This window comes from Neisseria benedictiae (genome assembly GCF_958267435.1).
Taxonomy (GTDB): domain Bacteria; phylum Pseudomonadota; class Gammaproteobacteria; order Burkholderiales; family Neisseriaceae; genus Neisseria; species Neisseria bergeri.
Genome location: NZ_CATQFV010000068.1, coordinates 42,133 through 63,228, shown reverse-complemented (window position 1 = coordinate 63,228; position 21,096 = coordinate 42,133). Strand labels below are relative to the sequence as shown.

Below are 21,096 nucleotides of genomic sequence, written 5' to 3'. Positions count from 1 at the left end.
AACTTCAATATATTCTCAGCACTTATCTGGCAGATTTACTGATTAAAAATAAAATCTGACTTTTTATTATTCTTCAAAGTCGAAAGGAGACCAATCGGTAACAGGTGAAAAGCAATCCTCTCCTTCTTTTTTTTCAAAAACGCTGCCTATATCCGCCCAAAACAGCTCCCCAACATCTGCTTGATAATGAGTGAGCCGTGTCAAACTATGAAAGGTAAAATTCTCAGGGTTATTCGAGTATTCATCATCTTCTGTTCCAGAAAATACTCGCCATCCGCTATCAAATGGTAAATCCCCTTGATGTTCCCGATACATAAATTTAATAGGAAGCCCCTCTTCGACAATTTTATGCGACACAATCGCATACCACCCGACAGGGGTATCCTTTACAAGCAAATCATCTTCCGGAAATGCATCATAATCAAAAATATTGCTCACATCTGAACCACATTGAGACATCGGATAAATTCCTTTCTAAGCTGAAATTTTCTGGTTATTTATCTATCGTATCAAAGTGAGGCAGTTCTCTTTGAACGGCATCAAAATTGTTGATGTTTAAGCATTCGCCACGCGGTTCACTTCGCGCAATACGGTGACCGGATCGGCGGCTTGGGTTACAGGGCGACCCATTACCAAATAGGTTGAACCTGCCGCCAAGGCTTCGGCCGGTGTCATAATACGGCGTTGGTCGTCGTTGTTGCCGGCAACGTCCAAGCGGATGCCGGGCGTTACCAAGACAAAATCCTGTCCCAATTCGCGGCGCAGCGGCGCGGCTTCTTGGGCGGAACAGACCACGCCGTCCAAGCCCGAACTTTGCGCCAGTTTCGCCAAGCGGATGACTTGTTCTTCAGGGGCGATGTTCAAACCGATTTCCGCCAAATCGCTTTGTTCCATGCTGGTCAACACGGTTACGCCGATTAAGAGCGGCTTCGTGCCGTATCCGGCGACGGCTTCGGCGGCGGCTTCCATCATACGGCGGCCGCCCAATGCGTGCATATCGACCATCCACACGCCCATATCGGCAGCGACTTTGCAGGCTTGCGCGACGGTGTGGGGAATGTCGTGGTATTTCAAATCGAGAAAAAGTTTGAAACCCTGATGAATCAGGCTTTCCGCCAAACTACGCCCCGTGGCGGTAAACAGCTCTTTGCCGATTTTGATTTGACACAATGTCGGGGCAAGATTGCGGACGAAGCCGAGCGTGTCTTTTTCGTTGGCAAAATCAAGGGCAACGATGACGGGAGTGCGTTGTTGCGGGGTTTGGAAGTCGGTAATTAAAGGATTCATGGTGTTTTCGTTTCGGTTTTCAGACGACCTTTATCGTCTTTTCGCAGTACAACGTAAATTCAAACCGTAGGTCGGACATGATGTCCGACCTACGCGGACTCAAGCCCCGACAAACTGTTTCGGATGAATTTGAACCGGCACATCAGCCGTCATTCCCGCGCAGGCGGGAATCCATTGATAAAACTCAGTTTATCGGATTTAAACAGCGATTGCCCAAATTCAGAAATGGATTCCCGCCTGCGCGGGAATGACACCGAATGATTGTTTTTCGGTTGCAACACGCTTTTTATCAAAAACAGGTCGTCTGAAAACCTGATTTCCTGTTTTCAGAGTGCGAAGCCTGCCCGTGGGTACGACCTTTTCGATTTATTTGCCCAAGCCTTTCAATACTTCGGCTTTCACAGCCTCTACCTGCTGGGTGCCGTCGACTTTGATGTATTTCGGCGCGTGTTCGCCTTCCAGCTTGCTGTAAAAATCGACCAGCACTTCGGTTTGCTCGTGGTACACGGCAAGGCGTTTTTTCACGGTTTCTTCTTTATCGTCGTCGCGCTGAATCAAATCTTCGCCGGTTACGTCGTCTTTGCCTTCGACTTTGGGCGGATTGTAGGTAACGTGGTAAGTACGGCCGGAAGCCAAATGCACGCGGCGGCCGCTCATGCGGTCGACAATCACGCTGTCGGGTACGTCGATTTCAACAACCGCGTCCAAATCCACGCCTGCTTCAACCATCGCTTCGGCTTGTGCCAATGTGCGTGGGAAACCGTCAAACAGGAAACCGTTTTTGCAGTCGTCTTGGGCAATGCGTTCTTTCACCATGCCGATGATGATGTCGTCGCGTACCAAACCGCCTTCATCGATGATTTTTTTCGCTTCCAAACCCAGCGGGGTGCCTGCTTTAATGGCCGCGCGGAGCATGTCGCCGGTAGAGATTTGCGGAATGCCGAACGCGGCGGTAATGAATTGCGCCTGAGTGCCTTTGCCCGCTCCCGGCGCGCCTAAAAGTAATGCTTTCATGAAGTTATCCTTTTAAATGTGTTTATTGGAATCAAACAGATAATTTACGATTCTACACGGCTTGGCACAATAGTTCAAAAACCAACTGCACAAACTGCCATTTGCAAGCAAATGTTTTGCATACCTTTGCCGAGTCTGATATTCACAAGCCGGCAACTTTTTGGGACAATCCCCAAAATTTCAAAACATCACACCCTACCAAAAAGGAACATCCGTGAAACGAATTTTTCTGTTTTTGGCTACCAATATCGCTGTTTTGGTCGTAATCAACATTGTTTTGGCGGTTCTGGGCATCAACAGCCGGGGCGGCACGGGCAGCCTGTTGGCGTATTCCGCCGTCGTCGGCTTCACTGGTTCGATTATTTCGCTGCTGATGTCCAAATTCATCGCCAAACAATCGGTCGGCGCGGAAGTTATCGACACGCCGCGCACCGAAGAAGAAGCCTGGCTTTTGAACACTGTCGAAGCCCAAGCGCGGCAATGGAACCTGAAAACGCCCGAAGTCGCCATCTACCACTCCCCCGAACCCAATGCCTTTGCCACAGGCGCATCGAGAAACAGCTCCCTGATCGCCGTCAGCACCGGTTTGCTCGACCATATGACGCGCGATGAGGTGGAAGCGGTTTTGGCGCACGAAATGGCGCACGTCGGAAACGGCGACATGGTTACGCTGACGCTGATTCAAGGCGTGGTCAATACCTTTGTCGTGTTCCTGTCGCGCATTATTGCCAACCTGATTGCCCGAAACAACGACGGCAGCCAGTCGCAGGGGACTTACTTCCTCGTCAGCACCGTATTTCAAATCCTGTTCGGCTTCCTTGCCAGCCTGATTGTCATGTGGTTCAGCCGCCAGCGCGAATACCGCGCCGACGCAGGCGCGGCAAAACTGGTCGGCGCGCCGAAAATGATTTCCGCCCTGCAAAGGCTCAAAGGCAACCCGGTCGATTTGCCCGAAGAAATGAACGCAATGGGCATCGCCGGAGATACGCGCGACTCCCTGCTCAGCACCCACCCTTCACTGGACAACCGAATCGCCCGCCTCAAATCGCTCTGAGCCGATTTGAAACAACAAAAAAACCGTACGCATAAGCAGTACGGTTTTTTCATAGTAAACCAATGCCGTCTGAAAACATCGGGTTTGCCATACCGGATACGCCGCATTGATATATCCCCGACAAACCGTTTCCGGACAGAGAATATCAGATAAAACAGCGGTAAAAATGCCGTCTGAAACCAATTAGGGCTTCAGACGGCATTTTCACTGCAAAACCTTATGCGAACGGATGATGCAGCACAATCGTTTCCTCGCGGTCGGGACCGGTGGAGACGATGGCGACCGGTGCGCCACAGACTTCTTCAATCCGTTTCAAATATGCTTTGGCGTTTTCGGGCAATGCGTCGTAGTTTTTCACGCCGAAGGTCGATTCGCGCCAGCCGGGCATAGTTTCGTAAATCGGCTTGCAGGTTTCCACCGCGTCCGAACCACAAGGCAGGATGTCGGTTTTGCCGCCGTCGGGCAATTCGTAGCCGACACAGATATTGATGGTTTCAACGCCGTCCATTACATCGAGTTTGGTAATGCACATACCGGAAATGCCGTTGATTTGAATGGAGCGTTTCAGGGCGGCGGCATCGAACCAGCCGCAACGGCGCGCGCGGCCGGTTACCGAACCGAATTCGTGTCCGCGTTCCGCCAAACCTGCGCCTACTTCGTCGAACAATTCGGTCGGGAACGGGCCCGAACCGACGCGCGTGGTATAGGCTTTGACGATGCCCAAAACATAATCCAGCATTTGAGGACCTACGCCCGCGCCTGCCGAAGCCGCGCCGGCGAGGCAGTTGGACGAGGTAACGAAGGGGTAAGTGCCGTAGTCGATATCCAACAACGCACCTTGCGCGCCTTCAAACAGCAGTTTTTCACCGTTTTTGTTTTTTTCGTTCAACACGCGGGACACGTCGGCAATCATCGGCGCAATGCGCGGCGCGACTTTTTCGATAACCGCCATCACGTCTTCCGCTTTAACAGGTCCGGCGTTGTGCAGGTATTGGAGTTGGACGTTGTAATAGGCAAGGACGGCATCCAGTTTTTCACGTAGTTTTTCAGGATGCAGCAAATCGGCGGCACGGATGGCGCGGCGTGCCACTTTGTCTTCGTAGGCGGGGCCGATGCCGCGTCCGGTCGTGCCGATTTTGCCTTTGCCGCGCGATGCTTCGCGGGCTTGGTCGAGCGCGATGTGGTAAGGCAGGATCAGCGGGCAGGTCGGCGCGATTTTCAAACGGCCTTCGACGTTTTTCACGCCCGCCGCGTTCAACTCGTCGATTTCGCCCAACAGGGCTTCGGGGGAAACGACAACGCCCGAACCGATAAAGCAATCCAATCCTTCGTGCAGGATGCCGCTCGGAATCAGGCGCAAAATGGTTTTTTTGCCGCCGACGACCAAAGTATGACCCGCATTGTGACCGCCTTGGAAGCGCACGACGCCGCCGGCTTCTTCCGCCAGCCAGTCAACGATTTTACCTTTACCCTCGTCGCCCCACTGTGCGCCGATTACTACAACATTTTTAGCCATAGCCATATAACCTATCGATATTAAAAATTATTGCGGAAATCCCCAAACCGGTGCGGCTTTGCGCCACGCCTCGGTTTGCCTTTCATCCGCTATGAACGGGTATTTGGCATTTCACGACCTGCCAAACGCCGTCCGTCTTTTTCAGACGGCCTGCAAGCTCTTCCGAAACATTGTGTCCGATACCGTAGTCAATCACGACACACTGCCCTTGTTCACGCAAGGCTTCGACTGCTTCGCGCGCCGCTTCGGCATCTTCCGCATCGACCAACACGGCAGGCTGCCGTTCGATGGCGGGCAAACGCCCGATAAAGCTGCGCAAGTCGAAACTGAATCCCGTTGCCGGGCGCGCCCTGCCGAAATATCCGCCCAATCCGTCATAACGCCCGCCGCGCGCGACCGCGTCGTGGAAATCGGCGGCATAGGCGGCATACAGCAAGCCCGTGTGGTAATTGTCGACACGCAGCTCGGACAAGTCGATATGGATTTCACAATCGGGGAATGCGTCGCACACCGCCTGCAATTCGTCCAACGCGCTGCCGACCGCCGACAAATCCGGCAACCGTCCGCGCGCGTCGGACAACACTTCCCGCCCGCCGTACAGGCGCGGCAGCAGCGAGAATGCTTTTGCCCACATACCGTCCAGTTTCCAAGCCTTGACCTGCGCCTCGACCGCCCCGGTATCTTTATCCTGCATCAGCGACAAAAGTTCTGCCGATTGCTCGGCATCGAGATGCGCCGCATCGGATAGGGTGCGGAATACGCCGATATGCCCCAGCGAAAGCAAAACTTCGCCCATATCGGCAATTTTCATGCTTTTCAGCATCAGGTCAATCAGTTCGATATCGCCACGGATGTCGGCGAAACCGTACATTTCCGCACCCGCCTGCAAGGGTTCGCGCATATTCAGCAGACCGTCGGGCTGCGCGTGCAACACGGAGCCTGCGTAACACAACCGGTTAATCCCTTGGTTGGCGGACAAAAGATGGGCATCGATACGCGCCACCTGCGGCGTAATATCGGCACGGATGCCCAACTGCCTGCCGCTCAACTGATCGACCACCAAAATGGTTTTCAACGACAAGCCTGCGTCAATATGCGTCAGCAGGGAGTGGCTGTATTCCATCAACGGGGGTTGGACCAACTCGTAACCGTGTACGCGGAACAGTGCCAACAACTGCTCCCTCGCGCTTTCAAGCTGCCGCGCGTTCGTGGGCAGTACGTCGGCGATATGTTCCGGAAGCTGCCAAGTCTGCATGAGAATCTGCCTTCTATTTTATTTTGCAAACACAAAAGGCTGCCCGATCCGCAATCAGACGGCATCTTTGCCGCAACGCATCACGCCGCTGTCAAAACGGCGATGCTTCCTTCCGATTCAGAATCCGAACAGCCCCTGTCCGACGGCTCAATGCCGTCAAGTTGTTAAAACCAAACTTTACCATAAAATACACACAATCTGAATATACTTTTATACCTGTATCCGCCGTCTGACGGCACGGCATTTTTTTTACTATATAATGTGCACCATTATTTCTCATCACTCCCTGCTGCCGTTTTCTGCTTCAGACGGCATTTTTGTTGATTGAACACTTATGCTGCTCGACCTCGACCGCTTTTCCTTTTCCGTCTTCCTGAAAGAAGTCCGCCTGCTCGCCGCCCTTGCCCTGCCCATGCTGTTGGCGCAGGTCGCACAGGTGGGCATCGGTTTTGTCGATACCGTGATGGCGGGCAGTGCGGGTAAGGAGGATTTGGCGGCGGTGGCTTTGGGCAGCAGCGCGTTTGCCACGGTTTATATTACCTTTATGGGCATTATGGCGGCGCTGAACCCGATGATTGCCCAGCTTTACGGCGCGGGTAAAACCGCCGAAGTGGGCGAAACGGGGCGGCAGGGGATTTGGTTCGGGCTGTTTTTGGGGATTTTCGGCATGGTATTGATGTGGGCGGCGATTACGCCGTTCCGCAACTGGCTGACCTTGAGCGATTATGTCGAAGGCACGATGGCGCAGTATATGCTGTTCACCAGCCTGGCGATGCCGGCGGCAATGGTGCACCGCGCCCTGCACGCCTACGCTTCCAGCCTGAACCGCCCGCGCCTGATTATGTTGGTCAGCTTCGCGGCGTTTGTATTGAACGTGCCGCTGAACTATATTTTCGTTTACGGCAAATTCGGTATGCCCGCTTTGGGCGGTGCGGGCTGCGGACTGGCGACGATGGCAGTGTTTTGGTTCAGCGCGCTGGCATTGTGGATTTATATCGCCAAGGAAAAATTCTTCCGCCCGTTCGGACTGACGGCGAAATTCGGCAAACCGGATTGGGCGGTGTTCAAACAGATTTGGAAAATCGGCGCGCCCATCGGGCTGTCTTATTTTTTGGAAGCCAGCGCGTTTTCGTTTATCGTATTTTTGATTGCGCCTTTCGGCGAGAATTATGTGGCGGCGCAGCAGGTCGGCATCAGTTTGTCGGGGATTCTCTACATGATTCCGCAAAGTGTCGGCTCGGCGGGGACGGTGCGCATCGGCTTTTCATTAGGACGGCGCGAATTTTCGCGGGCGCGTTACATTTCGGGCGTGTCGCTGGCGTTGGGCTGGATGCTCGCCGTGATTACCGTGCTTTCTTTGGTATTATTCCGTTCGCCGCTGGTAAGTATGTACAACAATGATCCGGCGGTTTTAAGCATCGCTGCCACCGTCCTGCTGTTCGCCGGCTTGTTCCAACCGGCAGACTTCACCCAATGTATCGCGTCCTACGCCCTGCGCGGCTATAAGATCACCAAAGTACCGATGTTCATCCACGCCGCCGCCTTCTGGGGCTGCGGCCTGCTGCCCGGCTACCTGCTCGCCTACCGTTTCGATATGGGCATTTACGGCTTCTGGACGGCATTGATTGCCTCGCTCACCATCGCAGCCGTCGCCTTGGTGTGGTGCTTGGAATTGTGCAGCAGGGAGATGGTCAGATCGCATAAGGTCGTCTGAAATTTCTTTCAGACGACCTCCATTGATATTCCATTTACGACTTATTCACTTTTAAGGAAAAAAATGTTTTCAACTTCCATTATAGAAAAACTTGCTTACTATATTTATTGCTTGATTGACCCTAGAGACGGCAATATTTTCTATGTAGGTAAAGGCGTGGGCAATCGCGTTTTCCATCATGCCCTAGGTTCATTACAAGAAACAGAAACGCCAAGTGATAAAATTGCTTTGATTAGGGAAATACATAAAAGCGGACACCAGCCCGTGTATTACATTCTGCGGCACAACATCCAAACAGACAAACAGGCTTTTGAATATGAAGCGATGGCAATAGACCTACTCTCCCTAGTCAAGCCGAGCCAGCAGCCGCTGACTAATATTCAAGGCGGCACGCATTCTTCAGAAGTAGGATTAATGAGTTTGCCCGAATTAAAACGAAAATATGATGCGCAAGAATTAAAAACTGATAAACCTATTGTTTTAATTACGATTAATAATGAATACGAGAAACTGAAAAAAAGTATTAGATCCGGAAATATTCCTGAAGCCAATAGGAATAAGGAAATTTACGAACGCACACGGAAATATTGGAAAATCGGAAGCCGACGTGAAAAAGCAAAATATGCAGTTGCAGTCTATCGCGGCTGGACATTAGCAGTATATGAAATCGAAAGATGGATTTCTGCCGACGATATTATTCAAGGCCGTTGGATGTTTGAAGGCAAGCCGTTGCCAAAAGAGTCCGACATTTATCAAGAAATCGTAGACAAGCTGACCTATTCTTCCCAAGAAAACTATAAAGCTCCCCAAAACCCCATTACCTATCGTAATTGTTAAATAGTAAGTTTTCAGACGACCTGAATCCACAAAATCACAAATCATCATGCAACCCATCCAATACCAAACCGACCTCACACCCTACAACACCTTCGGTCTTCGCGCCCAAGCCCAAGCCTTTATCGCGCTCGAACACGCCGACGAGTTGCGCGACATCATCCGACTGCCCGAGTTCAACCGCGATACTGTTTTATGGCTCGGCGGCGGCAGCAATATCCTTTTGATGCAGGATTACGACGGCTTGGTCGTACACATGGAAAACAAGGGCATACGCGAGATTACGCGTTCAGACGGCATGGTTCTGATTGAAGCGCAGGCGGGCGAAATTTGGCACGATTTTGTCCTGCACACCGTCGCGCTGGGTTTAAGCGGTTTGGAAAACCTGAGCCTGATTCCGGGTACGGTCGGCGCGTCGCCCGTGCAGAATATCGGCGCATACGGCGTGGAGGCGAAAGACGTAATTCACAGCGTGCGCTGCTTCGATTTGGATACGGAAACCTTTGTAACCCTTTCCAATGCCGACTGCCGCTTCGCCTACCGCGAAAGCCTGTTCAAGCAGGAAGGCAAAGGGCGTTATGTGATTGTTTCGGTCGTATTTGCATTAAAAACGCATTTTGTGCCGAACTTGAGCTACGGCGATTTGGCGGCGAAGGTTGCCGAACTGAGCGCGGGCAGAGCACCGACGGCGAAAGACGTTTCCGATGCGGTGTGCGCCATCCGCAACAGCAAATTACCCGACCCGAAAGTTTTGGGCAATGTCGGCAGTTTCTTTAAAAACCCCGTCGTCAGCGCAGAAAAAGCCGCCACCCTGTTGCAGCAGCATCCCGATATGCCGCGCTATCCGCAGCCCGACGGTTCGGTCAAACTCGCCGCCGGCTGGCTGATCGACCAATGCCGTCTGAAAGGCTTCCAAATTGGCGGCGCGGCGGTACACGACCGGCAGGCTCTGGTTTTGGTGAACAAAAACAATGCTTCTTCAGACGACATCTGGAAACTGGCGCAACACGTCTGCAATACAGTATTTACTCGATTTCAGGTAGAATTACACGCCGAACCCAATTGGCTGCCTGCTTCGTTCAGCCTATAAATCCAAGGAGTATGCCCGTGACCCGCATTGCAAAAACCAATACTTACACCCGCATCATCGACGCCAGCCTTGCGCTTTTCAACGAGGAAGGCGAGCGCAACATCAGTACCAACCATATCGCGGCACATTTGGGCATCAGTCCGGGCAATCTCTATTACCACTTCCGCAACAAAGACGAAATCATCGTCCAGCTCTTCAAACGTTACAGCGAAGCCCTGCTGGCATACCTGAATGAAGCCGTGTTGCCGTCTGATGTCGAAGATTCCATCAACTATATGGCAGGGATTTACGATGTGATGTGGGAATACCGTTTCCTCTTCAGCGACGTGAACACCCTGCTTGCGCGCAGTACCGAACTTTTGGGCGAGCACAACACCTTCACCCAAGCCAAAGTCTCCCCGCTCTTGGTCAACCTGCTCACCCAGCTCAACGGCCTGAACATCATCCAAGCCGACCAAACTGCTATGAACGACCTCGCCGTCAATATGTGGATGGTCACGAAATATTGGTTCGACTTCGACAGCTCACTGCGCGGGCGTACCAAGCTGACCGAAGACTCCAAAGCACGCGGCATCCGCCGCACCTTAAGCCTCCTGCGTCCTTATCTTTTGCCCGAACACCGCGCGGAATACGACCGGAAAATCGGCAGTACGCATTCATAATTTCCATACCGTCTGAGCTTATTTTCAGACGGCATTCATCTATAAACATGATACATACACCCCCTTCCGCCTCCCCCGACTCATCTATCTTAGGCTTAGGCTATCTCGGCCGTCCTTTGGCGCAGAAACTTTACGAACACGGCAGCCGCGTTGCCGCCGTCAAACGCAGCCTGACTTCGGACGATATCAATCTGCCCATACACCTCGATACCATCGACCTCAATCAAGACAGCGTGTTTCAAAGCGCGAACCTTGCCCGCGATACAAGCTTTTGGCAGCACCACGCCGACAAACCCGTCTGGTTCTTCCTGCTGCCGCCCTCCTCGCTGACGCATTACGCCGATACCGTCAAACAATGGACAGAACTTGCCCGAGCGTGTAACGTGCAACATCTGATTTTCACGAGCAGCACCAGTGTTTACGGCGATAAGGCGCGCGAATGCGACGAAACTGCCACACCCGATCCGCAAACCGAATCCGCCCGACAAATCCTCGCCGCCGAACAACACCTGCTCGACAGCGGCGTGCCGAACATCGACATCCTGCGGCTGGGCGGGCTTTATTGCGCCGAACGCCATCCCGTCAGCTGCCTTGTTCAAAAGCAAAACATCCCGGGCGGCAACCGCCCCGTCAATATCGTCCACCGAGATATCGCCGTCGAAACCCTATTTCAGACGGCATTCAAACCCAACGGCAAAAGACTGAAAAACATAATCGAACCGCGCCACCCGGCACGCCGCGAATTTTATACGGAAGAAGCCGCCAAACTCGGTCTGCCCGCGCCGGATTTCGCACCCGACGACAGCGTGGGCAAAATCATCCGTACCGTTTGCGATAACGGCTTAAGCCTGTAAAATAAGCGGCAACAACAACAAACAGGCATTCTCCGCCCCGATCAGAAAATATGTCCGCCCTCCTCCCCATCATCAACCGCCTGATTCTGCAAAACCCGGACAGCCGCTCGGAACTTGCCGCCTTTGCAGGCAAAACACTGACCCTGAACATTGCCGGGCTGAAACTGGCGGGACGCATCACAAAAGACGGTTTGCTCTCGGCGGGAAACGGCTTTGCAGACACCGAAATCATCTTCCGCAACAGCGCAATACAGAAAATCCTCCAAGGCGGCGAACCCGGGGCGGGCGACATCGGGCTCGAAGGCGACCTCATCCTCGGCATCGCGGTACTGTCCCTGCTCGGCAGCCTGCGTTCCCGCGCATCGGACGAATTGGCACGGATTTTCGGCACGCAATCAGACATCGGCAGCCGTGCCGCCGACATCGGACACGGCATCAAACAAATCGGCAGGAACATCGCCGAACAAATCGGCGGATTTTCCCGCGAACCCGAGTCCGCAAACATCGGCAACGAAGCCCTTGCCGGCTGCCTCGACGAAATAAGCAGACTGCGCGACGACGTCGCCCGCCTCAACGAACGCCTCGACCGGCTCGAACGCGACATTTGGATAGACTAACCTTCAGACGGCATCCGACATGAACAGCCCTTTTCGCAACATCGGCATCGTAACCCGCCCCAACACGCCCGACATCCAAGACACCGCACACACGCTGATTACCTTTTTGAAGCAGCACGGCTTTACCGTCTATCTCGACGAAGTCGGCATAAGGGAAGGCTGCATCTATACCCAAGACACCGCCGGCTGCCATATCGTCAACAAAACCGAACTGGGACAATACTGCGACCTGGTCGCCGTTTTGGGCGGAGACGGCACTTTTCTCTCCTCCGCCCGCGAAATCGCCCCGCGCGCCGTTCCGATTATCGGCATCAACCAAGGTCATTTGGGCTTCCTGACCCAAATTCCCCGCGAATATATGACGGACAAGCTATTGCCCGTTTTAGAAGGGAAATACCTTGCCGAAGAGCGCATCCTGATTGAAGCCGCACTCATCCGCGAAGGCAAAACCGTCGAACGCGCCATCGCCCTCAACGATGCCGTCCTCTCCCGGGGCGGTGCCGGACAGATGATTGAGTTTGAAGTCTTCGTCAATCGGGAATTCGTCTATACCCAGCGTTCGGACGGGCTGATTGTCTCCACCCCCACCGGATCGACCGCCTATTCGCTTGCCGCCGGCGGTCCCATCATGCAGGCAGGATTACACGCCTTCACACTCGTACCCATCTGTCCGCAATCCATGACCAACCGCCCTATCGCCATTTCCGACGCATCTGAAATAGAAATCCTCGTTACCCAAGGCGGCGACGCGCGCGTCCATTTCGACGGTCAAACCCATATCGACGTGCAAAGCCTCGACCGCATCACCATCCGCCGCTACCGCAACCCCTTACGCATCCTACATCCGACCGACTACCAATATTTCAAAACCCTGCGCCAAAAACTGCACTGGGGCGAACAATTGGTCTGAACCGACCCTTACCGGAAAACACCTATGAATCCAAAAACTCCCCCCGACCATACAGAAGATGCCGTGCGCCTGTCCAAACGTATGGCGCAACTCGGGCTTTGTTCGCGCCGCGAAGCCGACGGCTACATCGAACAGGGCTGGGTAACGGTCAACGGCAAAACCGCCGTACTCGGTCAGAAAGTTTCACCGGCCGACCGTATCGAACTAAACAAGAAAGCCCACGAACAGCAGGCGGCACGCATTACCATCCTGCTGAACAAACCCGTCGGCTATGTCAGCGCACAAGCAGAAAAAGGCTATAAATCCGCCGCCGAACTGATTACCCCCGAAAACCGCTGGGAAGGCGACACCGGCCGCATCCGTTTCGATCCGAAACACAAAATCGGCCTCGCTCCCGCCGGCAGACTCGATATCGATTCAGTCGGATTGCTGGTATTGACGCAGGACGGCCGTATCGCCAAGCAGCTTATCGGCGAAAACAGCGGCAGTGAAAAAGAATATTTGGTGCGCGTGCGCGGCAAATTGGACGAAAAAGGACTTGCGCTGCTGAACCTCGGGTTGAGCTTGGACGGCGAGAAACTGCGTCCCGCCAAAGTAGAATGGCAAAACGAAGACCAACTGCGCTTCGTGCTGAAACAGGGTAAAAAGCGGCAAATCCGCCGTATGTGCGAACTGGTCGGACTGCGCGTCGTCGGGCTGAAACGCATCAGGATGGGCAAGGTCAAACTCGGCAGGCTGCCGCCCGGCAAATGGCGTTATCTTGCTCCCGGCGAATCGTTTTAAATAAGCATTAAAAAATGCCGTCTGAACGTCCTTACGTTTTCAGACGGCATTGCCTTATGCCCAAATAACGGTTTCTTCCAAGGGCCTGCGCGCTTTCGTGGCGATTTCCTGAACCCGGTAGCCGAATGTCGCGGCGACGGACACGCCCCATTCTGCCGCATCGAACAAACCGAACTGCCCGGACAATACGCGTTCCATCTCGGCATAGTTGAAACCTTCCACCGGGCAGGAATCGATACCCGCCATCGCCGCACCCGTCATCATGTTGGCTAACGCGATATAGGTCTGGCGGCAACACCAGTCAAACAAGGCGCGTGGATCGTCCAAAATCTTGATGTCGTCGGCTTGAAACGCCCGATACCTCGCCAAAGATTTTGCCACGGCATCCGGTTCGGTAACGCCGCGCCGTTTGAGGCTTTCCAACATAAACGGGCTGTCGAAGCGGGCATTTTTCTTCGCCAAAAACACCACCAAATGACTGGCGGTATCCAAAGCATCCGCCATACCCCAAGAAAACGGCTTGATTGCCTGTCGGATTTCGGGGTTTTGAACCACAACAAACTGCCAAGGCTCCGAACCGACCGAACTGGGCGACAAACGCCCGAGTTCTAAAATAAACTGAAAATCCCCGGCACTGATTTTGCGTGCCGCATCGTAATGCCGGCATGATTTGCGGTTTTTAAATGCGGATAGAACCTGCTCTCTGTCTAATACCGTCATCGTGCATCCTTTATTACTTTTATTGCAAATTGATTTCAAACCGATACGGCTCTGCCGCACCATACAATCCGCCCTCGCCGTCGGACCTTATCCGGACTTTGCCCGTCCTTCGGCGGCTCGGAAAGTGAAGCGGCGGCAGATTCGCCAATAACGCCCAAACGCCTTTCAGACGGCATTTGGTTCATCGCAAACACGCCTACGGGTAGGCGATATAGGCATAAGCCGAATGGTTGTGGATAGACTCGAAATTCTCGCTCTCGACAACGAAACTCTTGATGCGTTTGTCGGCAATCAGCGAAGTAGCGACATCACGCACCATATCTTCCACGAATTTCGGGTTTTCGTAGGCTTTTTCGGTAACATATTTTTCATCGGGGCGTTTAAGCAGACCGTAGAGTTGGCAGCTTGCCTGCGCCTCCACATAATCGATGACTTCCTCGATACCGACTTCGGCATCGGCAGTCAGGCTGACGGTAACGTGCGAACGCTGGTTGTGCGCGCCGTATTGGGAAATTTCTTTGGAACACGGGCAAAGCGAGGTTACGGGAATCATGACTTTGAGGCTGTGGTCGTATGCCCCGTCTTTGATTTCGCCCGTGAGGCAGACATCATAATCCAGTAAAGACTGAATACCGGAAACTGGGGCGGTTTTCTTGCGGAAAAACGGAAAAGAAACGCTGATTTTACCGGAGTGGGAGTCCAAAAGCGCGACCATTTCGGCAGTCAGCCTATGCAATTGTGCGAAATCCAAGGCTTCAGAATGTTGCTCCATCAATGCGACAAAGCGCGACATATGCGTACCCTTCTGCTCGGCGGGCAGGTAAACCGTCATGGTCAGGCGGGCAACCGTGGATTGCGTTCCTTCGGCGGTTTTCAGGGTAATCGGGAAGCGCAGGTCTTTAATGCCGACCTGATTGATCGGCAGGTTGCGTAAATCTCTGCTGGATTGCACGTCTGCAATGGCGTTCATGCGTTGTTTGTCCTTAATATTCAGATAATTATTGAGATGTGTGTATTGTATGGCAGGCAGATGCCGTCTGAAAAAACGCTGTCGGCCGCCTGCCTGCAAATGCGAGATTATATCACTTGCTTTTGGCGGCTGCATTGATTGTTTCTATTTTCGGGATAGTGATAAAATCCCGACTTATTCATATCTTACAAGGCAGAAACAGATGAAATTCCCGACCCGCGCCATTCATTCCAGCTACGATTGCGACAAACACAACCGCGCGCTGATGCCGCCGATTTATCAAAACAGTATGTTCGCGTTGCACGAGATTGGCGAAAATGTGCCTTACCGCTATTCGCGCCTGAGCAACCCGACCCGTCAGATTTTAGAAGACACCGTTGCCGATTTGGAACACGGTGCGGCAGGTTTTGCGTTTTCCAGCGGTATGGCGGGGATTGATGCCGTATGGCGCACATTCCTGCGCCCGGGCGATACCATTGTCGCAGTCGCCGATATTTACGGCGGTGCTTATGATTTATTGGTCGATGTTTATCAAAAATGGGGGGTGAACGTTGTTTTTGCCGATTTGGGCAAGCCGGATAATTTGGACGAGCTGCTCAAAGCGCACAAGGTCAAACTGGTTTGGCTGGAAACGCCGTCCAACCCGCTTTTGCGCTTGGTAGACATCAAAGCCCTTGCGGCGAAAGCCAAAGCAGCCGGTGCGCTGGTCGGTATCGACAACACTTTTGCCACGCCGTATCTGCAACAGCCCTTGGATATGGGTTGCGATTTTGTATTCCATTCCGCTACCAAATATTTGTGCGGCCATTCGGATGTATTGATGGGTATCGTCGTTGCCAAAACCAAAGAACTGGCGCAGCCTTTGCACGATATGATGGTGCATACCGGCGCGGTTGCCGGTCCGATGGACTGCTGGCTGGTGTTGCGCGGCATCAAAACGCTTGCCCTGCGTATGGAGGCACACTGCAAAAACGCACTCGAAATCGCACGCCGTTTGGAAGCCCATCCTGCCATTGAAAAAGTGTTCCATCCCTGCCTGCCGTCGCACGAACATTATGAACTGGCGAAAACACAAATGCCTAAAGGCATCGGCGGCGTGGTTACGGTTTATCTCAAAAACGATACGCGTGAAGCGGCAAACAGCGTGATTAAAAACATGAAACTGGTCAAAATGGCCTCCAGCCTCGGCGGCGTGGAAAGTCTGGTCAACCATTGCTATTCCCAGTCCCACAGCGGCGTACCGCATAATGTGAAAATGGAAATGGGCATCAAAGTCGGTCTGCTGCGCTTCTCCATCGGTATTGAAGACGTAGATGATATTTGGAACGATATTTCCGCCGCACTCGATACGACTTTGTAAACCGTAAAAATGCCGTCTGAAACCATAGTTTCAGACGGCATTTCAATATTGCGAATCAAATATCAACGCTTCAGCATCTTTGCCGCCTCAATGGCGTAATAGGTCAAAATCCCGTCCGCACCCGCGCGTTTGAACGCCAGCAGGCTTTCCAAAACCACCTTATCACCGTCCAGCCAGCCGTTGGCAATTGCTGCCTGCAACATCGCGTATTCGCCCGAAACCTGATAGGCATAAGTCGGTACGCCGAACTCGTCCTTCACGCGGCGGACAACGTCCAAATACGGCAAACCGGGCTTGACCATCACCATATCCGCACCTTCCTGAATGTCCAACGCCACTTCGTGCAACGCCTCATCGGTATTTGCCGGATCCATCTGATAGGTCTTTTTATCTGCCTTGCCCAAATTGCCCGAACTGCCCACCGCATCGCGGAACGGCCCGTAAAACGCCGAAGCATATTTGGCAGAATACGCCATAATCCGCGTGTGGATATGCCCGGCATCCTCCAACGCCTCGCGAATCGCACCGATACGCCCGTCCATCATATCCGACGGAGCAACCACCTGCGCGCCCGCTTCAGCGTGGCACAAAGCCTGCTTGACCAAAACCTCTACGGTTTCATCGTTCATCACGTAACCGTTTTCGTCCGTCAGCCCGTCCTGACCGTGAACCGTATAAGGATCGAGCGCGACATCCGTCATAATGCCCAGTTCGGGAAACCTCTCGCGCAGGGCGCGGACGGCTGCCGGCACGAGTCCTTCGGGATTGTACGCTTCCTCCGCACGCTCGGTTTTGTTTGCCGTAACCACGGGAAAGAGTGCCAACATCGGAATACCGAGCTTCACCGCCTCCTCCGCCGTAAACAGCAACCTGTCCAAACTCTGACGCTTCACACCCGGCATAGAAGGCACATCCTCCTCGCGCGCCGCCCCCTCCAATACGAACACCGGATAAATCAAATCATCGGCGGTCAGCGTATGCTCGCGCATCAGGCGGCGTGAAAAATCGTCCCTGCGCATACGGCGCATACGCGAAGCCGGAACATTGCGGTAAGGAAACTGCATAATCCCTCCAATCATCCTGTCAACAATTCAAATCATACGGAAGCCGCCGCAACTTGCAGACGGCATCGGGCGGTAATCAAAATCCGTTTTCACCGGAAAGGGTTTCGGCACGCCGGAATGCCGCGCCGGAGGACAGCGTCCCGCCCGTTAAAGAACAAACCCCTTCCAAAATCAGGCTTCAATATTCTTACGCCACAATACCAAAAGTTTCCCGATATGCTGAACCGGTTGCGCGTCAACCGCCTCACACAAGGCATTGCAGATTTCGATGCGTTCGGCACGGTCGTCGCCGAATACGCGCACCTTAATCAGCTCATGCGCCGTCAGTGCCGCATCGGTTTCCTTGATGACCGCGTCCGTCAAACCCTGCTGACCGACCATCACAACAGGATGGAGATGGTGCGCGCGCGCTTTCAGTTCCAAAATTTCTTTGGTGTTCAATTTGGTATCCGTCATTTTCCTACTGCTTGAATAAAAAGAATAATGCAGCATTGTACGCGATTTGGCGCAGCAGGGGCAAAATTAACGTACAATACGCGGTTTCCATTCCGACCCGCGAACCACTATGGCTGTACGTTCCAAATCCTCAAAAGCGTGGCTGTACGAACACGTCAACGATCATTACGTCCATATGGCGCAAAAAGACGGCTACCGCGCCCGTGCCGCATACAAACTTTTGGAAATCAACGAAAAAGACAAATTAATCAAACCCGGCACGGTACTTGCCGACTTGGGCAGCGCACCGGGAAGCTGGTCGCAGGTTGCCGCCAAGCTGACGGGTACTTCCGGAGCAGTTTTCGCCTTGGACATCCTGCCTATGGAAGCCATAGGGGGCGTGTCCTTCATTCAGGGCGACTTCCGCGAGAACGACGTACTGGCACAATTCGAAACCTTGTTGGACAACCGCCCGCTCGACCTTGTAATCTGCGATATGGCGCCCAATATGTCGGGCAATGCCGTAACCGACCAGGCACGCAGCTTTTATCTGTGCGAACTGGCTTTGGACTTCGCCTCGCAACACCTGAAAACCGGAGGCAGCTTTTTGGTCAAAGTCTTTCAGGGTGCAGGCTATCAGGAATACATGGCAGCCATGCGCGAAATTTTCGGCACGGTGCAGACGCGCAAACCCGAAGCCTCGCGCAATCGCTCCAGTGAGATTTATTTATTGGGCAAAAATAAACGCTGACAATACAGACGGCGTGTTTTACAATCATTTCCGTTTTACACCTCAATTATGGAGCCTTGCTAAGTGGGGAACACCTTTAAATCAATCCTTGTCTGGGTCGCCTTGGGTATCGGCCTGATGGCTGCGTTCAACGCTTTAGACGGTAAAAAAGAAGACAACGGGCAAATCGAATATTCTCAGTTCATCCAACAGGTCAACAACGGCGAAGTATCCGGCGTCAATATCGAAGGATCCGTCGTCAGCGGTTACCTGATTAAAGGCGAGCGCGCCGACAAAAGCACCTTCTTCACCAACGCGCCTTTGGACGACAACCTAATTAAAACGCTGCTCGACAAAAACGTCCGCGTAAAAGTAACGCCGGAAGAAAAACCGAGCGCGCTGACTGCCCTGTTTTACAGCCTGCTGCCCGTCCTGCTGCTGATTGGCGCATGGTTCTACTTTATGCGTATGCAGACAGGCGGCGGCGGAAAAGGCGGCGCATTCTCCTTCGGCAAAAGCCGCGCCCGCCTGCTGGACAAAGATGCCAACAAAGTGACCTTTGCCGATGTCGCCGGCTGCGACGAAGCCAAAGAAGAAGTGCAGGAAATCGTCGATTACCTCAAAGCACCGAACCGCTATCAAAGCCTCGGCGGCCGCGTGCCGCGCGGCATCCTGCTGGCGGGCAGCCCGGGAACCGGTAAAACACTCTTGGCGAAAGCCATTGCAGGCGAAGCCGGCGTGCCGTTCTTCAGCATTTCAGGTTCCGACTTTGTCGAAATGTTCGTCGGTGTCGGTGCGAGTCGCGTCCGCGATATGTTCGAGCAGGCGAAGAAAAACGCTCCCTGTATCATCTTTATTGATGAAATCGACGCAGTCGGCCGCCAACGCGGCGCAGGTTTGGGCGGCGGCAATGATGAGCGCGAGCAAACATTAAACCAATTGTTAGTTGAAATGGACGGTTTTGAGAGCAATCAGACTGTAATTGTGATTGCGGCAACCAACCGCCCCGACGTACTCGACCCTGCGCTGCAACGCCCCGGCCGCTTCGACCGCCAAGTCGTCGTCCCCCTGCCGGACATCCGGGGGCGCGAACAGATTTTGAACGTCCATTCTAAAAAAGTGCCTTTGGACGAATCTGTGGATTTATTGTCCCTCGCGCGCGGCACGCCGGGCTTTTCCGGTGCGGACTTGGCGAACCTGGTCAACGAAGCCGCCCTGTTTGCCGGCCGCCGCAACAAAGTCAAAGTCGATCAGAGCGATTTTGAAGATGCCAAAGACAAAATCTATATGGGTCCGGAACGCCGCAGTATGGTGATGCACGAAGACGAAAAACGTGCGACGGCGTATCACGAATCCGGACACGCGATTGTTGCCGAAAGCCTGCCCTTTACCGACCCCGTCCACAAAGTAACCATTATGCCGCGCGGACGTGCGCTGGGTCTGACTTGGCAGCTTCCCGAACGCGACCGCATCAGTATGTATAAAGATCAGTTGTTGAGCCAGCTCTCCATCCTGTTCGGCGGACGGATTGCCGAAGACATCTTCGTCGGACGCATCTCCACCGGCGCATCAAACGATTTCGAACGCGCCACCCAAATGGCGCGCGAAATGGTAACGCGCTACGGCATGAGCGACAAAATGGGCGTGATGGTTTATGCGGAAAACGAAGGCGAAGTCTTCTTGGGGCGCAGCGTAACCCGTTCGCAAAACATTTCCGAGAAAACCCAGCAGGACATCGACGCGGAAATCCGCCGGATTTTGGACGAGCAGTATCAGGTTGCCTACAAAATCCTCGATGAAAACCGCGACAAGATGGAAACGATGTGCAAAGCCCTGATGGAATGGGAAACCATCGACCGCGATCAGGTATTGGAAATTATGGCGGGCAAACAACCCAGCCCGCCCAAGGATTACAGCCACAACCTGCGCGAGAATACGGACGCGGCGGAAGATAACGCGCCGCACGCTCCGTCTCGGGAAGAAACCGAAGCACCTGCCCCGGCAGACACCGCCTCGACAGAGTCCGAGCAGCAGCCTGAAAACAAGGCTTAACTCCCCGAACAAACGGCAGCCCGCAAGCTGCCGTTTTCCCATCTTGTTTTCAGACGGCATTTCCCGCCCAATGCCGTCTGAAACGCAAAAGCCGTATCGGTTTTTGCGAATCTGCGATATGGCGGTTTAAATTGAAATCAGACGAGGCAAGGCTGTACCGGTTTAAAATTAAACC

General features: G+C 53.4%; 21 protein-coding genes. 12 read left to right on the top strand and 9 right to left on the bottom strand.

Going from position 1 to position 21,096, the window contains the following annotated elements; translation table 11 throughout:
* Positions 1-66: 66 nt before the first annotated feature.
* The 3 genes from Q3O12_RS08870 to adk all read right to left on the bottom strand — a co-directional run bounded on the left by Q3O12_RS08870 (position 67) and on the right by adk (position 2,301).
* Complete coding sequence (locus Q3O12_RS08870) at positions 67-459, bottom strand: DUF2185 domain-containing protein (RefSeq protein WP_301670127.1); 393 nt, start codon at positions 457-459, stop codon at positions 67-69.
* A 96-nt stretch (positions 460-555) separates the two neighbouring features.
* Entirely contained in the window at positions 556-1,287 is a 732-nt protein-coding gene (gene pyrF / locus Q3O12_RS08865; RefSeq protein WP_301670126.1) for an orotidine-5'-phosphate decarboxylase, read from the bottom strand.
* Positions 1,288-1,653: 366 nt separating this feature from the next.
* A complete protein-coding gene (gene adk / locus Q3O12_RS08860) occupies positions 1,654-2,301 on the bottom strand; it encodes an adenylate kinase (protein ID WP_301670125.1) in 648 nt (215 codons plus the stop codon).
* A gap of 214 nt (positions 2,302-2,515) precedes the next feature.
* On the opposite strand from adk, the gene htpX reads away from it, so the two are divergent.
* Positions 2,516-3,355, top strand: a complete 840-nt coding sequence (gene htpX / locus Q3O12_RS08855; protein ID WP_196427884.1) for a protease HtpX — start codon at positions 2,516-2,518, stop codon at positions 3,353-3,355.
* A gap of 217 nt (positions 3,356-3,572) precedes the next feature.
* On the opposite strand, the gene Q3O12_RS08850 is transcribed toward htpX, so the two are convergent.
* The gene (locus Q3O12_RS08850; RefSeq protein ID WP_184910097.1) at positions 3,573-4,871 is read right to left on the bottom strand and encodes an adenylosuccinate synthase; all 1,299 of its coding nucleotides are present in this window, start codon (positions 4,869-4,871) and stop codon (positions 3,573-3,575) included.
* Between the two features lie 82 nt (positions 4,872-4,953).
* Positions 4,954-6,126, bottom strand: coding sequence for an ATP phosphoribosyltransferase regulatory subunit (locus Q3O12_RS08845; RefSeq protein WP_301670124.1), 1,173 nt, complete (start codon positions 6,124-6,126; stop codon positions 4,954-4,956).
* 334 nt (positions 6,127-6,460) lie between these two features.
* Between Q3O12_RS08845 and norM the strand changes: the two genes are divergently transcribed.
* From norM to Q3O12_RS08805, 8 genes are all read left to right on the top strand, one after another.
* On the top strand, positions 6,461-7,840 hold the full coding sequence (gene norM, locus Q3O12_RS08840) for a multidrug efflux MATE transporter NorM (protein WP_301670123.1): 1,380 nt from the start codon (positions 6,461-6,463) through the stop codon (positions 7,838-7,840).
* Positions 7,841-7,903: 63 nt separating this feature from the next.
* Positions 7,904-8,677, top strand: coding sequence for an LEM-3-like GIY-YIG domain-containing protein (locus Q3O12_RS08835; protein WP_301670122.1), 774 nt, complete (start codon positions 7,904-7,906; stop codon positions 8,675-8,677).
* A 46-nt stretch (positions 8,678-8,723) separates the two neighbouring features.
* Positions 8,724-9,764 (top strand): UDP-N-acetylmuramate dehydrogenase, encoded by a 1,041-nt coding sequence (murB, locus tag Q3O12_RS08830; RefSeq protein ID WP_301670121.1) that lies wholly within the window; start codon positions 8,724-8,726, stop codon positions 9,762-9,764.
* 11 nt (positions 9,765-9,775) lie between these two features.
* Positions 9,776-10,426 carry a TetR/AcrR family transcriptional regulator gene (locus Q3O12_RS08825; protein WP_301670120.1) on the top strand — a complete coding sequence of 217 codons (651 nt, stop codon included), beginning with the start codon at positions 9,776-9,778 and terminating at the stop codon, positions 10,424-10,426.
* 47 nt (positions 10,427-10,473) lie between these two features.
* Positions 10,474-11,280: an SDR family oxidoreductase gene (locus tag Q3O12_RS08820; protein ID WP_301670119.1), complete on the top strand. Its 807-nt coding sequence runs from the start codon at positions 10,474-10,476 to the stop codon at positions 11,278-11,280.
* Positions 11,281-11,330: 50 nt separating this feature from the next.
* A complete protein-coding gene (locus tag Q3O12_RS08815; protein WP_301670118.1) occupies positions 11,331-11,897 on the top strand; it encodes a ubiquinone biosynthesis accessory factor UbiJ in 567 nt (188 codons plus the stop codon).
* A gap of 19 nt (positions 11,898-11,916) precedes the next feature.
* Positions 11,917-12,807 carry an NAD(+) kinase gene (locus tag Q3O12_RS08810; protein ID WP_301670117.1) on the top strand — a complete coding sequence of 297 codons (891 nt, stop codon included), beginning with the start codon at positions 11,917-11,919 and terminating at the stop codon, positions 12,805-12,807.
* A 24-nt stretch (positions 12,808-12,831) separates the two neighbouring features.
* Complete coding sequence (locus tag Q3O12_RS08805; RefSeq protein WP_301670116.1) at positions 12,832-13,590, top strand: pseudouridine synthase; 759 nt, start codon at positions 12,832-12,834, stop codon at positions 13,588-13,590.
* Between the two features lie 54 nt (positions 13,591-13,644).
* On the opposite strand, the gene Q3O12_RS08800 is transcribed toward Q3O12_RS08805, so the two are convergent.
* A complete protein-coding gene (locus tag Q3O12_RS08800) occupies positions 13,645-14,310 on the bottom strand; it encodes an NAD(P)H-dependent oxidoreductase (RefSeq protein WP_301667885.1) in 666 nt (221 codons plus the stop codon).
* Between the two features lie 196 nt (positions 14,311-14,506).
* On the bottom strand, positions 14,507-15,280 hold the full coding sequence (gene folE2, locus Q3O12_RS08795; RefSeq protein ID WP_369414975.1) for a GTP cyclohydrolase FolE2: 774 nt from the start codon (positions 15,278-15,280) through the stop codon (positions 14,507-14,509).
* Positions 15,281-15,482: 202 nt separating this feature from the next.
* Between folE2 and Q3O12_RS08790 the strand changes: the two genes are divergently transcribed.
* Positions 15,483-16,640: a trans-sulfuration enzyme family protein gene (locus tag Q3O12_RS08790; protein ID WP_301670114.1), complete on the top strand. Its 1,158-nt coding sequence runs from the start codon at positions 15,483-15,485 to the stop codon at positions 16,638-16,640.
* A gap of 62 nt (positions 16,641-16,702) precedes the next feature.
* Here the strand turns inward: Q3O12_RS08790 and hemB are convergent, their stop codons facing one another.
* Both hemB and yhbY read right to left on the bottom strand, forming a co-directional pair.
* Positions 16,703-17,704, bottom strand: coding sequence for a porphobilinogen synthase (gene hemB / locus Q3O12_RS08785; protein WP_301670113.1), 1,002 nt, complete (start codon positions 17,702-17,704; stop codon positions 16,703-16,705).
* A 171-nt stretch (positions 17,705-17,875) separates the two neighbouring features.
* Positions 17,876-18,160, bottom strand: a complete 285-nt coding sequence (gene yhbY, locus Q3O12_RS08780; RefSeq protein WP_025457224.1) for a ribosome assembly RNA-binding protein YhbY — start codon at positions 18,158-18,160, stop codon at positions 17,876-17,878.
* Positions 18,161-18,269: 109 nt separating this feature from the next.
* Here yhbY and Q3O12_RS08775 point away from each other — a divergent pair, with 109 nt between their 5' ends.
* Together Q3O12_RS08775 and ftsH are read left to right on the top strand one after the other, a co-directional pair.
* Positions 18,270-18,890, top strand: a complete 621-nt coding sequence (locus tag Q3O12_RS08775) for an RlmE family RNA methyltransferase (RefSeq protein ID WP_107818735.1) — start codon at positions 18,270-18,272, stop codon at positions 18,888-18,890.
* A gap of 63 nt (positions 18,891-18,953) precedes the next feature.
* Positions 18,954-20,921, top strand: a complete 1,968-nt coding sequence (gene ftsH / locus Q3O12_RS08770) for an ATP-dependent zinc metalloprotease FtsH (protein ID WP_301670112.1) — start codon at positions 18,954-18,956, stop codon at positions 20,919-20,921.
* The last annotated feature ends 175 nt before the right edge of the window (positions 20,922-21,096 follow it).

What these genes read in the sequence shown, in the direction of transcription:
- Q3O12_RS08870 (WP_301670127.1), bottom strand. Translation starts at nt 459, where the DNA reads ATGTCTCAATGTGGTTCAGATGTGAGCAATATTTTTGATTATGATGCA.
- pyrF (WP_301670126.1), bottom strand. Translation starts at nt 1,287, where the DNA reads ATGAATCCTTTAATTACCGACTTCCAAACCCCGCAACAACGCACTCCC.
- adk (WP_301670125.1), bottom strand. Translation starts at nt 2,301, where the DNA reads ATGAAAGCATTACTTTTAGGCGCGCCGGGAGCGGGCAAAGGCACTCAG.
- Q3O12_RS08850 (WP_184910097.1), bottom strand. Translation starts at nt 4,871, where the DNA reads ATGGCTAAAAATGTTGTAGTAATCGGCGCACAGTGGGGCGACGAGGGT.
- Q3O12_RS08845 (WP_301670124.1), bottom strand. Translation starts at nt 6,126, where the DNA reads ATGCAGACTTGGCAGCTTCCGGAACATATCGCCGACGTACTGCCCACG.
- norM (WP_301670123.1), top strand. Translation starts at nt 6,461, where the DNA reads ATGCTGCTCGACCTCGACCGCTTTTCCTTTTCCGTCTTCCTGAAAGAA.
- Q3O12_RS08835 (WP_301670122.1), top strand. Translation starts at nt 7,904, where the DNA reads ATGTTTTCAACTTCCATTATAGAAAAACTTGCTTACTATATTTATTGC.
- murB (WP_301670121.1), top strand. Translation starts at nt 8,724, where the DNA reads ATGCAACCCATCCAATACCAAACCGACCTCACACCCTACAACACCTTC.
- Q3O12_RS08825 (WP_301670120.1), top strand. Translation starts at nt 9,776, where the DNA reads ATGCCCGTGACCCGCATTGCAAAAACCAATACTTACACCCGCATCATC.
- Q3O12_RS08820 (WP_301670119.1), top strand. Translation starts at nt 10,474, where the DNA reads ATGATACATACACCCCCTTCCGCCTCCCCCGACTCATCTATCTTAGGC.
- Q3O12_RS08815 (WP_301670118.1), top strand. Translation starts at nt 11,331, where the DNA reads ATGTCCGCCCTCCTCCCCATCATCAACCGCCTGATTCTGCAAAACCCG.
- Q3O12_RS08810 (WP_301670117.1), top strand. Translation starts at nt 11,917, where the DNA reads ATGAACAGCCCTTTTCGCAACATCGGCATCGTAACCCGCCCCAACACG.
- Q3O12_RS08805 (WP_301670116.1), top strand. Translation starts at nt 12,832, where the DNA reads ATGAATCCAAAAACTCCCCCCGACCATACAGAAGATGCCGTGCGCCTG.
- Q3O12_RS08800 (WP_301667885.1), bottom strand. Translation starts at nt 14,310, where the DNA reads ATGACGGTATTAGACAGAGAGCAGGTTCTATCCGCATTTAAAAACCGC.
- folE2 (WP_369414975.1), bottom strand. Translation starts at nt 15,280, where the DNA reads ATGAACGCCATTGCAGACGTGCAATCCAGCAGAGATTTACGCAACCTG.
- Q3O12_RS08790 (WP_301670114.1), top strand. Translation starts at nt 15,483, where the DNA reads ATGAAATTCCCGACCCGCGCCATTCATTCCAGCTACGATTGCGACAAA.
- hemB (WP_301670113.1), bottom strand. Translation starts at nt 17,704, where the DNA reads ATGCAGTTTCCTTACCGCAATGTTCCGGCTTCGCGTATGCGCCGTATG.
- yhbY (WP_025457224.1), bottom strand. Translation starts at nt 18,160, where the DNA reads ATGACGGATACCAAATTGAACACCAAAGAAATTTTGGAACTGAAAGCG.
- Q3O12_RS08775 (WP_107818735.1), top strand. Translation starts at nt 18,270, where the DNA reads ATGGCTGTACGTTCCAAATCCTCAAAAGCGTGGCTGTACGAACACGTC.